This is a genomic window from Paenibacillus sp. lzh-N1 (assembly GCF_002872435.1).
Taxonomy (GTDB): Bacteria; Bacillota; Bacilli; order Paenibacillales; family Paenibacillaceae; genus Paenibacillus; species Paenibacillus polymyxa_C.
Window position 1 is genome coordinate 1859468 of sequence record NZ_CP025696.1, and the last position, 12069, is coordinate 1871536.

Sequence of the window (12069 nt, forward strand, 5' to 3'; positions counted from 1 at the left end):
ACGTCTTATAAAAAAAGAGCAATAAGCCGCAGTCGTGCACTGCCCTTATTGCTCTTTTAAATTCGTGCATTTAGATCCTCTCAAGGACGGGGCGATATAGTATGAACAAAACCGACCGGTTGCTGGCTATCTTGCTAGAGTTACAACGTAAGGATATTATACGGGCAGAGGATTTAGCGGCGATTTTCGAAACGAGTGTGAGAACGATCTATCGGGATATTCAGGCTCTCAGCGAATCGGGCGTACCGATTGTAGGAGCACCGGGTATTGGATATTCTTTGATGGAGGGATACTTCCTGCCTCCTGTAAGCTTTACTGTAGAAGAGGCTGTAGCGCTGCTAATCGGAACAGATTTTGTCGAACAAAAATTTGATACAGACTATGGCATGAAGGCGCAAACTTCACGCAGAAAAATCGAAGCTATTTTACCAGAGAGCGTTCGCAGGGAAGTTGCCCAGGTGCGAACGACCATCAGACTGCTGGCGGTGGGTAAAGGAACAAACCATACAGAGAAAGCCTATTTGGAAACGCTGCGCATCGCTGTATTGGCTAAACAGAAGGTTCGGTTTGGTTACTCCAAAAAAATGCCAGAGGCTGACGGGAATCGCCAAAGTGTGCGTGTGGTCGCTCCTTATGGTCTTGTACTGCTGCATGGTTCGTGGGTTTTGATTGGACAATGCGAATTGCGGCAACAGCTGCGCCATTTCCGTTTGTCGCGTATGAACGATCTGATCATGCTGGAGGACGGTTATCAGTTGCCTATTGATTTTAATTTGCAGGATTATAAGCAAGCTGATGACCGCCACATAAATGTTCACATACAAATCCGTTCGGATATTGTAGATAAAGTGAAGGAAGCGAACCATTTTTACATGGAGTCCATGGAGGAGCGTGAGGATGGAATCCATGTATTTTTCCGTGTTAGACACCCAGAGGAATTACTATCATGGATACTTGGTTGGGGCGCAGATGTGGTAGTGCTGGAGCCTGAATCGCTTCGCGAGCGTGTCCGGACAGAAGTGGAAAAAATGTTGAAATGCTACTGACATAATGCTGTCAGTAGCATTCTTGTATAGTAAAGCTACTTTGATAGAGAGGGGCATTTACTATATGAATACAAGCGAAACATTACAGCGTTTTGAAGAAACGGTACAGCACTATCTTCTTGAATTGGACAGCTTTAGCCTGGAGCAATTGCAGTACACACCGCAGGAGGGACAATGGTCGCTTGGACAAATGTATCTTCATTTGGTGAACTCTGCTCTTTATATGCATCTTAGGAACATAGATCTTTGTCTACAGTCTAATGGGGAAAAAGGGACTAAAACGGAGGCGGGCACAGCCGCATTTAACTTGGGAAGCTATCCACCCATACGTATCCAAGTCCCACCATCTCCGCAGTATACTCCCCCCCAACCGACGAGCAAAGAAGAGATTGCAGAAGGATTGAATGTGGTGATCCGTAAAATGAGAGAGATTGAGCCGACCGTTGAGAAATCAACAGGGTCGTCTACTTCTCCTCATCCCGGATTTGGCGCGTTGAATGCGGGAGAGTGGTTTAGACTCATCGAGATGCATTATCGTCACCATCTTTTGCAGATGGAGCGCTTGAAGCACGCAATAGCCGGTTGATCGTCTCCCGACGTAGCCCGATGAACTGCCCGATTTCCTCCTGCGTCAGTACGTCTGTTAACGTAGCGGGTGCGATGTAGGAGTGGAACCAGCGTTGAAGCTTCCGAAGCTTCTCGGCAGGCGATACCTCTGTGAGCTGGTCAATTCGTTGTTGCATCATGCGTAGCTTATCCTGTAGCTGCAAAGCGATGGCTCGACATTGAGCCGGGTCCTGCTCCAGCTTCAGGTACCATTCTTTTTGCGACAGAACCTCAATCTCTGAGGTGACCAGCGCCATCGCGGTACCATAATAGGGATTGGGACTGATGAGGGAGTGGTGCGGGATGATTTCATCGGGCACAATTACATTAACTAAAATTTGCGAGCCGTCTTCATGGACTCGGATAATTTTTAACAGGCCGCTTTTTAAGTGATATAAAGGGCCAGTTTCCCCTTGTCGAAATAAGGTCTCGCCTTTGTGTAATATCATGAACGTGTATAGCCTCCATTTCATGTATTCCAGCTTTTAGATGAACCCGCCATTGACGCGGATGGTCTGTCCGGTAACCCACTGCGATTTAGCGCTGACCAGAAACTCAATCACATCAGCGATATCTTCCGGTTCACCGAGACGACCCATAGCATTCATTTTCTTCATGCCTTCGATCTGCTGCTCTGTTTTTCCTGCTTGAAAAAGCTCTGTGTTGACAGGGCCGGGAGCCACGGCATTGATCGTAATTTGCCTGCTTCCGAACTCCTTGGCTAGCTGACGGGTAAATTGCTCCACCGCGCCTTTCGTACCCGCGTATACGCTATAAGCCGGAAACATTTGTCCGATCACGGATGTGGAGAGGTTTACGATTCTCCCGTAATTCTCCATGTAATTCATCGCTTGCTGACAGGCAAAGAAGGTACCTTTTACATTCAGCGCGAATTGTTGGTCAAAATCAGCTTCGGTCACCTCAGCCAGAGGTTTGGTAATCATCAGCCCGGCATTGTTAACCAGAATATCCACTTTGCCGAATTCAGCAATCGTATTGGTAAATAAGGCTTCAATATCGCTCATCTTGCCCAGATCAGCGTGGAGAGCTATGGCTTTTCCGCCTTTTTGAATAATGCCTGCTACAACTTCTTTAGCTCTATCCGGACTGTTGGCATAATTGACAACTACAGCAGCACCTAGATCAGCCAGCTGCTCAGCAATGGCACGTCCAATTCCCCTGGATGAGCCAGTGATAATTGCTATTTTCCCATCCAAATGCTTCATATGTGTTTGGCCTTCTTTCTATATAGTTTAAGATATCCCTTTTTCTAAAAGCATCCACACTTCCGAAAACTCCCGCTCAATCGCCGGACTTTTCCATTCGTAAGCATGTGCGGGATGATGGAAACGGGTTGTGGCATAGAAAAGTGTACGTGCCAGTTGGGTGGGTTGATCCACTGTGATGCCCCCGCGCGCAATAATGTCAGCGAGCTGATCCACAATGTGGGCGATATGCTGGTCGATTAAATCCGCGGCTTGCTCGGTGACCCGAGTATACATCCCAAACATTTCCTCGTCATCGCGGGCATAATACTGCTTAAGCTCGATCAAGGTCTGTATATATCGTTTTAAGTGCGGTATTCCTAGCACAGATGAATCCTGGCATATCTCCGTTAACGGATCGATTATCTTTTCATTTAGCCATTTTTCGGTCACGCCTTCAAGAAGCTCGGCTTTACTTTTAAAGTGTCGGTAAATAGTGCCGTGACTTACTCCTAATACTTTGGCAACATCCGTCACGGAGCTCTTGGCTACACCAAAACGCCTAAGTGTGTCTTCTGTAGCAATGAGAATCTGTTCCTTGGTCAGTATATCTGAGGATTTTTCCATAGAGACACGGTTAACTTACCGTGTGAGTCACCTCCTTGAAGTCAGGATAACACAATGAGTATCAAATGACAAATATTCATTTTTGTCATTTGATACTCATTTTTTTAAAGAATCCAAAGAAGTGACCAGAAAAACTACAATAGCGATTCGATGACAGGATCAATAGCACAGGGCGCTGTTGTTACTTCAAATCTGCCTTTTACATGGCCATCACGGTTAATCAGGAATTTGGAAAAATTCCACTTGATACCGTCGCCGACGTATATTTCTGGATATTTATCCCGTAGGAAATCATCCATCCATTGACCGTCTTTGGTCTGGGTATCAAAGCCTTGAAAAGGTGACTGTTGGGTCAGATATTGAAATAAAGGATGAGCAGATAAACCTCTTACATCCGTCTTCTCAAATAGCGGGAAGGTTATTCCATGGTTATTTTGGCAGAATGTCTGAACCTCCGAATTGCTACCCGGCTCTTTTTCATTGAATTGGTTACAAGGAAACGCAAGGATTTCAAAACCTTGTTCCCTCCGTCTTTCATAGAGCTTTTGCAGATCAGCGAATTGACTGGAGAAGCTACACATGCTGGCAGTGTTTACAATAAGGAGAACCTTACCTCTATAGTTTGAGAATTCAATCGGTTTCCCGTTGATTAAGGTTGCTTGAAAATCATAAACAGACACGTTAACATTCCTCCTCACGTTATTTTATACACATCGTATATCCAGAATTGCTATTGGTCTAATATATTATTGGAATCAACTTTATAGGCATTTACAATAACCCCGTCAAGTAAAGATACATTGTCCATCTATCTTTTGAAATCAAAGGAGGCTCGACATAGGAAATAGGAGATTCGCTTCTTACATAGCAAACTGTGGCATTCGCCGTTACCAAGATAGAATATAGATGCATATTCATGTAGTGTGTGCAAAAACCCAACAGAATCGAGGGATATTCGTGCCCATTGGAAAGATGATTCAATACAAGGAAATGCAACAACATCCCATTTTACGCTCGCACTTGCCCGAAACCCGCTGGATTACGAATGCAAGGACTTTACGGATGCTGGATACCTATCGCACAGTCTTCATCAAGCCTAATTATGGGAGTGGGGGAACCGGCATCATACGCGCGAAAAAGGTAGGGAGGAGATATGAAGTTCGTTGCGGCTCCAGTCGCAGAGTCGTTAGATCCCACGCCGTAAGAAGAGCAATTAGAAGCTACCGAAGACCTCATCGTCGTTATTTGGTACAGCAAGGACTCAAGTTAGCCAAGTACAAAGGTTCGATTTTTGATGCCAGAGTGTATATGCAAAAGCCAGACTCGGAATGGGTTATCTCAGGGGTAACCGGTCGTGTCGCTGCACCCCGAAAAGTGGTTACCAATTATCGGAAGGGAGGACATGCGGCGCCGTTATCCAAAGTGCTTTTAAGGGTTTTTAAAAATGACAGAGCAAAAATGAAAGAGATTTTGGACCAGATCATCGAGCTTTCTAGAATTATTGCCGACACGATTGACAAAAATCATCCGGTTCGCGAGCTGGGCATCGATCTTGCTGTTGAGAAGAGCGGCCAAATCTGGATTATCGAGGCCAATCCGCATCCCGGACATATGTTATTCAGGCAGCTCCCTAATCATAAGATGATTCGCAACATTTTGAGAAACAAACGTCGTATTCATCATCATTAGGATAAAGTATTTTAAAGCAGCACTCTAATATCAGAACGGCAACATTTCAAGGTATCGTTGAGATGAACGATGCCTTTTTTGTGTTAAAAGAGAGTGTCTATCGAATTGTTCACAAAATGTTCACTTATGTGAGGGTTTCGACTATTTATATAATTAGCAAAGCAAAAGAAGGGATGATGGAATTGCCAACAACGAAGAAGGAAAATTTTTATTTTGGTTTAATGATGTGCTTGGGGATGGTCGTATTCATGACATTGTATAATCTATATACAAATGGCTTGATTGGCACCATGTCTCTAAAGGCAATGCTTCTTCAATTTATTTTATGTTTTATCACTGCTTTCGTATTGGAATTATGTATTGTCGGTCCAGTAGCAAAGAAAATAGCCTTCTCATTACCGTACGACAAATCCAAAAGGCTATTTGTAATTCTATCCCTTTCATGTTGTATGGTCATTGGCATGGTTCTCTGTATGTCACTTTATGGTTTGGGGACGGCTTACTTTTTTAATAGTCTTTCAGAAGGCTCATTATTTAAAAATTATTTATCTTTAGTTGTTAAGAATTTTGCGTTTGCTTTTCCTCTACAGCTCTGCATTGTAGGGCCGCTTGTTCGCTATTTATTTGTTAGATTCGTGAAAGGTACAAGTATGGGGATGCCATTAGGCAAAAACGTAGTTAACGACGGTATTCGATAGCTCAACAGCCGCCTTCTGTCTGAGAAGGCGGCTTGTTTTTTACCCAGAAGCTCAGTACCTTTATAGCGTTTGTCCGCTGTCTACCGTAATGATCTGGCCTGTCATGGCTTCCTGTTCCAAAGCAGAGCAGACCATGCTAGCAATATCCTCAGGTGTGGAAATGCGCTGTAGCAGCAGATGAGGAGCCAATTGTTTCATTTGTTCCTCCCTACCTGCCCACCATCTTGTCGCCACCGCGCCTGGCACGATGCAATTGACTCGAATATCAGGTGCCAGGGATCGTGCTAACGATTTGGTCAGCCCGTGGACGGCTGCTTTGGATACTGCATAGGGTAGAGAGGAACCCAGCCCTGTTTGTCCAGCTATACTTCCCAGATTGACGATAGCTCCTTGTTGACTATGCTTCATACTAGGAGCCACGGCTCTAGCACAGTAAAACATGCCTTTCACATTGACATCCAAGAGATCATTCCACACCTCTTCCGTAACAGCTTCTAGATCGTCCATCAGAATATGATGTGTAATGCTGGCGTTATTCACCAATACATCAACCGTGCCGTATTGCTGAACAATCTGCTCGACCATATCCCGTACTTCCCGATCTTGGGAAACATCTGCCTGTAATGCAATTGCACTTCCTCCCTGTTCAAGTATCATACGTACGGTTTCCTCTGCATCGTCTTTAGAACGGGAATAGTTTACGACTACCGTAGCCTTTCGATCTGCTAATTCTATACATATCGCTCTCCCAATTCCTGTACCGCCGCCTGTAACTAGGGCTACTTTTTGATGTAAATCCATGTATATCCGCTCCTTAGCCAACTCGTTAGTGTTGTGTGAGAAAAGTAATATAATCTGTTAGGGATCATTGTAGAGGATGTATTATATTTTGTATAATTGAATTAACTGAACTTGTAATTCAATAAACTTGAATTAAACAAGCGACTTGGGAGTAGGAGAATGGATATTAAAGCACTCAAAACATTTCAGATGATTGTGAATTACGGGAGTTTTATGCGTGCGGCGGAAGCGTTGAATTATGCGCAATCCACTGTGACGATGCAAATACAGAAGCTGGAATCCGATCTAGGAGTTCAACTAATTGAGCGGGGCAAGAAAATAAAGTTAACTGAAGCTGGCAGGATGTTTTATGAGCAGAGTTTGCCCATTGTAAAAGACATGGAGCAACTACAGGAAAATATGGAGAACCTGCAAAGGGGAACCGCAGGTGACATTCGTATAGGAGTGACTGAACCGACCGCCAGTTACCGACTACCCGAAATTTTAAAGCGGTTCTTAAACCATTACCCTCACATTCGGGTCTCTGTTGAGTTTGGGAATACACCTACATTAAGCGAGCGTATACTCCAAGGGGATGTGGACATCGCATTATGCTCTGCCCCGGATTTGGGTACAGAGCTATATTTTGAACCTTTATTTAAGGAGAATTTTGTAGTTTTGATGCCTGAACATCACCCTCTTGCACAAAAGGAGTGCATTGGACCCGCAGATTTACAGGGGCATCGCCTACTTATTACGTCGTCCATCTGTCCTTATCGGCGCAAACTTGAAATGGTCATGAAAGAACATGGAATAACTACGTTAGACACGATGGAAATTGGCAGCATGACGGCTCTAAAATCTTATGTGGAATGTGAATTAGGGATTGCCCTTGTGCCCCAAATTCTAGTCCATCCTGTCCCGGCAGGAACAGCAGTGAGGCAATTAAGCGGCAGCTTGATCGATATGACCTTTGGTCTTCTTTGTAAAGCAAACGAGGCACCGCTGAAGCTGGCAAGCTCAAGGCTATATTCTGTGTTAAAGCAGGAGCTTAGGCAATTGTCGTGAGCATACGATATCAAACCGACTGCAATAGGCAGCCGGTTCGTTTGGTTATTTTTTCGTAATCGGAATCCATACTTCACTTCGGTATTCCTCAGCATGAGTATCTCCCATGGTATATACTTCTAGCTCAGGCCCGCCTGAGTGCTCATAGTTGCTGGCAGGGAACCATTCCTGGTAAATTCTTTGCCATACCTTCTGGATCGAGTGAGGCATAGGGCCGATGGATGTAAACACGGCCCAGGTTGCAGCCGGGATGGTTCTGGCTTCTAATCCGTTCGAGGCTGCTACGTCTTCACTGCCCTCTGCGGCGATAAGGTAGCTAAACGTTTCCTCACCGTGCTTCATGTCCAGACATATACCGAGGATATCATCGCCTGTCCCCAAGGCATGAATGCGATCCGATGTGCCATCTGCGTTAAGTTGATCCCAGAATTTTGGGATTTCCCGAAGGTTTTCACCGTTCTTAGTAGTAACTTGAATGGACTTCCCAATGACCGTAAAGGCCGCCTTCTCTACAATTTTATAATCCATTTCCTGATCTCCCTTCAGTGATAGATGGAAGGTGATGCGCGGAAAGGCTTTCAGGTTCACTCCCGGGTTTCTGGCCTCAGAGGGAGAAATACCGTGTACCTTTCGGAACGCTTTAGAAAAAGATTCGGGGGAATCATAACCGTACTTGAACGCAATATCTAGTACTTTGGTGGTAGAAAGACTCAATTCCTGAGCAGCCAGGGTCAATCGACGTTTGCGCACATATTCTGCTACCGTAACGCCAGTCAGCATATAAAACATCCGTTGAAAATGAAAGGGCGACGAGTAGGCAGCCTTTGCAATTTCATCAATATCAAGGGGCTGCTGCATTCTCTCTTCCATTAGATCGAGTGCGTTCTTGATCCGAAGCAACCATTCCAACGACATCACCTTCCTTGGTTGTAATCATATCATTCACGGTGTCCGTCATCCTGTCTTTGCGTGCTTTTGTCGAACAGGATATCATCAGCCTGCCCCTTGTGTTCATAATTAAAATTTGGGACAATACAAGAAGTGTTTGAATAGCGCAGAGCGCTCAAACATGCTATGATGCAATGATAGTTGAGACGAGTCGTGATGGCTAGGGTTTATATATAGAAATACGAATTTTAACGTTTGAAAAGAGGATCGAACATGAAAAAGGAATCCATTTATGGATTAACGCTAGACCAATTGACAGCATGGCTCTTGGAGCATGGATATAAAAAATCTCGGGCATTGCAGGTATGGGACGCATTGTACCGGAAACGGATTACTGATTTTGCGGCGATGACAGAGGTTCATGAGAATTGTACTCGCCTGTTGGCAGAGAACTTCTCTATTGAAACCCTGGAAGAACATGTGAAGCAACAATCAGCAGACGGGACGGTCAAGTTTTTGTTCCGTTTGCAGGATGGTAATTTGATTGAGACGGTATTAATGCGGCATAAGTTTGGATTATCCGTATGTGTGACGACGCAGGTGGGATGCAACATTGGATGTAGCTTCTGTGCAAGTGGGCTGTTGAAGAAGAGCCGTGACCTTTCCAGTGGTGAAATCGTAGGACAAATTATGAAGGTGCAGCTGTATCTGGACCAGGAACGTCCGGGCGACCGGGTCAGTCACGTTGTGGTAATGGGAATTGGCGAACCGTTTGATAACTTTGTGAACCTGTCCGATTTCATTCGGGTCATTAAGGATCATAAAGGGCTGGCGATTGGGCCGCGGCATATTACCGTGTCCACAAGTGGCCTTGCCGATAAAATCATTGAATTTGCTGATTCCGATCTGCACGTCAATCTTGCGATCTCCCTCCACGCTCCGAATAATGAGATTCGTACCCGCATTATGAAGATCAACCGGGCGATCCCGATTGAGAAGCTCATGCAGGCAATTGATTATTACTTGGACAAAACCAATCGTCGGATTACGCTGGAGTACATCTTGCTGAAGGATGTTAATGACGGTAAGGAGCATGCGCTCGAACTGGCTGAGCTGGTGGGCCATCGTCGCAATCTGGCGAACGTGAACCTGATTCCATACAATCCGGTGGATGAGCATAGTCAATACCAGCGGAGTGAGTCGGAATCGATTACTGGCTTCTATGATGTTCTGAAAAAACAAGGTATTAGCTGTAGTGTTCGGCTGGAGCACGGAGTCGACATTGATGCGGCCTGCGGACAGCTGCGCAGCAAGCAAATTCGCAAGGATGCCAATAGCAGCCGCAATGCGGAGCGCGAAGCTATTAGTTAAAATATACGAGCGTACTCTCTAACAGGAGTACGCTTTTTGTATACATGAACCATCGAACAAAACGTCAACTGTAAATGTGAAAATAGTCACGTAATAGTTGCTGCTTTTACGTTATAGTGAGTGGTTAGTGGAGGGGTTATATGGCTAACGTAATTTCAAATGTGGCGCTCGTTCCGGGCATTTATGTGATGAAGATAGAGGGGAAATTTAAGGGGAAGATGGGTCAGTTCTACATGCTGCGCAGCGGGAATGGTTACCCACTGCTGCCCAGACCCATCAGCATTTATGATATTGGGGAAGAGAGCATTTCCTTTTTGTACCGGGTTGTTGGAGAGGGGACCCATCTATTTTCCCAATTACAGCCTGGTCAGGAGATTCAATTGGAAGGACCCTTTGGAAACGGGTTTCCGCAGGTTGAGGGCAGTTTGGCTTTAATCGGCGGTGGCATGGGTACAGCACCATTGTTATTGGCTGCAAAATATTACCCGCATGCAGACGTTTATCTGGGGTTTGCACAGCAGGCCTTCGGGGTTGAAGCGTTCGAGGCTGCGGCAGCATCTGTAGAGGTCAAGGTAGGGGGGAGCATCGTCGAGCAGGTCGATCCGGCTCGCTATGCGAATATGTTTTCCTGCGGGCCAACTCCGATGTTGCAAGCACTCGCGTTGAAAACGGCGGGTACAGCGTCCCGCTTATATATTTCAACAGAAAGACATATGGCCTGTGGTATTGGCGCATGTTTAGGCTGCACCATGCGTACCCGTGGAGGCAATCGGAGGGTATGTAAGGAAGGGCCTGTATTCCCGGTGGAGGAGGTGGAGTTCGATGATCTCCATGGCATGTAATATAGCAGGTGTACAGTTCAAAAACCCGATTATCATGGCATCCGGTACGTTTGGGTTCGGGCGTGAGTATGCAGAATTCTATTCTCCTGAGCTACTCGGCGGCATCGTCGGCAAGGGACTAACCCTTCATCCGAAGGCGGGGAATACGGGGCAACGAATACATGAGACAGCATCCGGTATGCTGAATAGTGTAGGATTGGAAAATCCGGGTGTGGCGGCTTTTTTGAAGGATGAACTGGATGACATGACTCGCTGGAATACGGCTGTTATTGCCAATGTGGGCGGCTCCAATCTGGAGGAATACGTACAGGCCGTAGCTATGATTACGGAAAACGCGCAAAAACGCCGTACAATGAACCGTAGAGGCGTTGACATGCTGGAATTGAACATTTCATGCCCCAATGTGAAGCAGGGCGGAATGCAATTTGGTATCCAGACAGAGGTAGCGCGGGAGGTGGTGCGTCAGGTGCGCAATGTGACGGCGCTTCCGCTAGTTGTCAAGCTGTCTCCAAATGCAGAGAACATCACGCAGATGGCGATTATGTGCGAGGAAGAAGGCGCCGACGGCGTTTCGCTGATCAATACATTTTCTGCAATGAAAATAGATATACGCCGGCGCCGCAGTGTGTTCGCCAACACGTATGCAGGCCTTTCCGGACCGGCAATCAAGCCGATTGCCTTGCGCATGGTTCACCAGGTGGCGCAGGCGGTATCCATTCCCGTGATCGGGATGGGCGGGATCAGCTCTGTGGAGGACATTATTGAATTCACCATGGCAGGGGCCGCCGCCATTCAGGTGGGAACGTATAATTTTGTCCATTTACATGCAGGAGCTGAGTTGGTATATGGACTAGAACAATGGATGCAGCAGGAAAAGGTGCAGTCGTTGGATGAGATACGAGGAATTTTGTAAATTTAGCACTCATATGTGTATAAACTTGAGCATACAAAACCGGCTTGTCTTCTAAGGCAAGCCGGTTTTGTATTTTATTTTACCGAACCAGCCAGACTTGACTAATGGTTAATATCGCATTTGTTCAAGATGAACGAAATTTGATTTTCCAGCCGATGAATGGCTTCCTTGGATGCCTGGTCATTGGCACCTTGTGCCTGAAGCGTAGCGAGCTCCTGCTTGAGTTGATGAAGGTCTTCTCCTGCATGAGCGCAGTCGTAATTGCTCTCGAGATTGTCAATCATCCGTTATCCTCCCTTTCGTCAGGTATACGTCCTTATTATGGAGAATTGACCT

General features: G+C 45.9%; 15 protein-coding genes. 8 read left to right on the top strand and 7 right to left on the bottom strand.

Features of this window, described 5'->3' with window-relative positions:
• Positions 1-101 precede the first annotated feature (101 nt).
• Together C0638_RS08435 and C0638_RS08440 are read left to right on the top strand one after the other, a co-directional pair.
• Positions 102-1046 carry a helix-turn-helix transcriptional regulator gene (locus C0638_RS08435; protein WP_013373779.1) on the top strand — a complete coding sequence of 315 codons (945 nt, stop codon included), beginning with the start codon at positions 102-104 and terminating at the stop codon, positions 1044-1046.
• 64 nt (positions 1047-1110) lie between these two features.
• Positions 1111-1632: a DinB family protein gene (locus C0638_RS08440; protein ID WP_013373778.1), complete on the top strand. Its 522-nt coding sequence runs from the start codon at positions 1111-1113 to the stop codon at positions 1630-1632.
• Here C0638_RS08440 and C0638_RS08445 read toward each other — a convergent pair.
• The 4 genes from C0638_RS08445 to C0638_RS08460 all read right to left on the bottom strand — a co-directional run bounded on the left by C0638_RS08445 (position 1565) and on the right by C0638_RS08460 (position 4164).
• Positions 1565-2101, bottom strand: a complete 537-nt coding sequence (locus tag C0638_RS08445; protein WP_013373777.1) for a Crp/Fnr family transcriptional regulator — start codon at positions 2099-2101, stop codon at positions 1565-1567. The two genes, C0638_RS08440 and C0638_RS08445, sit on opposite strands and share 68 nt — an antisense overlap.
• A gap of 36 nt (positions 2102-2137) precedes the next feature.
• The gene (locus C0638_RS08450) at positions 2138-2878 is read right to left on the bottom strand and encodes an SDR family oxidoreductase (RefSeq protein WP_058711917.1); all 741 of its coding nucleotides are present in this window, start codon (positions 2876-2878) and stop codon (positions 2138-2140) included.
• Between the two features lie 27 nt (positions 2879-2905).
• Positions 2906-3484 (bottom strand): TetR/AcrR family transcriptional regulator, encoded by a 579-nt coding sequence (locus C0638_RS08455; RefSeq protein WP_013373775.1) that lies wholly within the window; start codon positions 3482-3484, stop codon positions 2906-2908.
• 134 nt (positions 3485-3618) lie between these two features.
• Positions 3619-4164: a glutathione peroxidase gene (locus C0638_RS08460; RefSeq protein WP_058711916.1), complete on the bottom strand. Its 546-nt coding sequence runs from the start codon at positions 4162-4164 to the stop codon at positions 3619-3621.
• A 277-nt stretch (positions 4165-4441) separates the two neighbouring features.
• Between C0638_RS08460 and C0638_RS08465 the strand changes: the two genes are divergently transcribed.
• Positions 4442-5173: a YheC/YheD family protein gene (locus C0638_RS08465; RefSeq protein ID WP_025675730.1), complete on the top strand. Its 732-nt coding sequence runs from the start codon at positions 4442-4444 to the stop codon at positions 5171-5173.
• Positions 5174-5355: 182 nt separating this feature from the next.
• Positions 5356-5871: a DUF2798 domain-containing protein gene (locus C0638_RS08470; RefSeq protein ID WP_025675731.1), complete on the top strand. Its 516-nt coding sequence runs from the start codon at positions 5356-5358 to the stop codon at positions 5869-5871.
• Positions 5872-5931: 60 nt separating this feature from the next.
• Here C0638_RS08470 and C0638_RS08475 read toward each other — a convergent pair whose 3' ends face one another.
• A complete protein-coding gene (locus C0638_RS08475; protein WP_058711915.1) occupies positions 5932-6672 on the bottom strand; it encodes an SDR family NAD(P)-dependent oxidoreductase in 741 nt (246 codons plus the stop codon).
• A gap of 159 nt (positions 6673-6831) precedes the next feature.
• On the opposite strand from C0638_RS08475, the gene C0638_RS08480 reads away from it, so the two are divergent.
• Positions 6832-7719: a LysR family transcriptional regulator gene (locus C0638_RS08480; RefSeq protein ID WP_102163418.1), complete on the top strand. Its 888-nt coding sequence runs from the start codon at positions 6832-6834 to the stop codon at positions 7717-7719.
• A 45-nt stretch (positions 7720-7764) separates the two neighbouring features.
• Here C0638_RS08480 and C0638_RS08485 read toward each other — a convergent pair whose 3' ends face one another.
• Complete coding sequence (locus tag C0638_RS08485; RefSeq protein WP_102163420.1) at positions 7765-8634, bottom strand: AraC family transcriptional regulator; 870 nt, start codon at positions 8632-8634, stop codon at positions 7765-7767.
• A 246-nt stretch (positions 8635-8880) separates the two neighbouring features.
• Between C0638_RS08485 and rlmN the strand changes: the two genes are divergently transcribed.
• The 3 genes from rlmN to C0638_RS08505 all read left to right on the top strand — a co-directional run bounded on the left by rlmN (position 8881) and on the right by C0638_RS08505 (position 11733).
• Positions 8881-9978: a dual-specificity RNA methyltransferase RlmN gene (gene rlmN, locus C0638_RS08495; RefSeq protein ID WP_025675732.1), complete on the top strand. Its 1098-nt coding sequence runs from the start codon at positions 8881-8883 to the stop codon at positions 9976-9978.
• Positions 9979-10118: 140 nt separating this feature from the next.
• Complete coding sequence (locus tag C0638_RS08500; protein WP_058830966.1) at positions 10119-10820, top strand: dihydroorotate dehydrogenase electron transfer subunit; 702 nt, start codon at positions 10119-10121, stop codon at positions 10818-10820.
• On the top strand, positions 10801-11733 hold the full coding sequence (locus tag C0638_RS08505; RefSeq protein ID WP_102163422.1) for a dihydroorotate dehydrogenase: 933 nt from the start codon (positions 10801-10803) through the stop codon (positions 11731-11733). Before C0638_RS08500 ends, C0638_RS08505 begins: the two co-directional genes overlap by 20 nt.
• A 101-nt stretch (positions 11734-11834) precedes the next feature.
• On the opposite strand, the gene C0638_RS08510 is transcribed toward C0638_RS08505, so the two are convergent.
• Positions 11835-12017, bottom strand: coding sequence for a hypothetical protein (locus C0638_RS08510; protein ID WP_013373763.1), 183 nt, complete (start codon positions 12015-12017; stop codon positions 11835-11837).
• Positions 12018-12069: the final 52 nt, after the last annotated feature.

Excerpts from the sequence above, each read along its gene's own strand:
- C0638_RS08435 (WP_013373779.1), top strand. The coding sequence starts at position 102 with ATGAACAAAACCGACCGGTTGCTGGCTATCTTGCTAGAGTTACAACGT.
- C0638_RS08440 (WP_013373778.1), top strand. The coding sequence starts at position 1,111 with ATGAATACAAGCGAAACATTACAGCGTTTTGAAGAAACGGTACAGCAC.
- C0638_RS08445 (WP_013373777.1), bottom strand. The coding sequence starts at position 2,101 with ATGATATTACACAAAGGCGAGACCTTATTTCGACAAGGGGAAACTGGC.
- C0638_RS08450 (WP_058711917.1), bottom strand. The coding sequence starts at position 2,878 with ATGAAGCATTTGGATGGGAAAATAGCAATTATCACTGGCTCATCCAGG.
- C0638_RS08455 (WP_013373775.1), bottom strand. The coding sequence starts at position 3,484 with ATGGAAAAATCCTCAGATATACTGACCAAGGAACAGATTCTCATTGCT.
- C0638_RS08475 (WP_058711915.1), bottom strand. The coding sequence starts at position 6,672 with ATGGATTTACATCAAAAAGTAGCCCTAGTTACAGGCGGCGGTACAGGA.
- C0638_RS08480 (WP_102163418.1), top strand. The coding sequence starts at position 6,832 with ATGGATATTAAAGCACTCAAAACATTTCAGATGATTGTGAATTACGGG.
- C0638_RS08485 (WP_102163420.1), bottom strand. The coding sequence starts at position 8,634 with ATGTCGTTGGAATGGTTGCTTCGGATCAAGAACGCACTCGATCTAATG.
- rlmN (WP_025675732.1), top strand. The coding sequence starts at position 8,881 with ATGAAAAAGGAATCCATTTATGGATTAACGCTAGACCAATTGACAGCA.
- C0638_RS08500 (WP_058830966.1), top strand. The coding sequence starts at position 10,119 with ATGGCTAACGTAATTTCAAATGTGGCGCTCGTTCCGGGCATTTATGTG.
- C0638_RS08505 (WP_102163422.1), top strand. The coding sequence starts at position 10,801 with ATGATCTCCATGGCATGTAATATAGCAGGTGTACAGTTCAAAAACCCG.
- C0638_RS08510 (WP_013373763.1), bottom strand. The coding sequence starts at position 12,017 with ATGATTGACAATCTCGAGAGCAATTACGACTGCGCTCATGCAGGAGAA.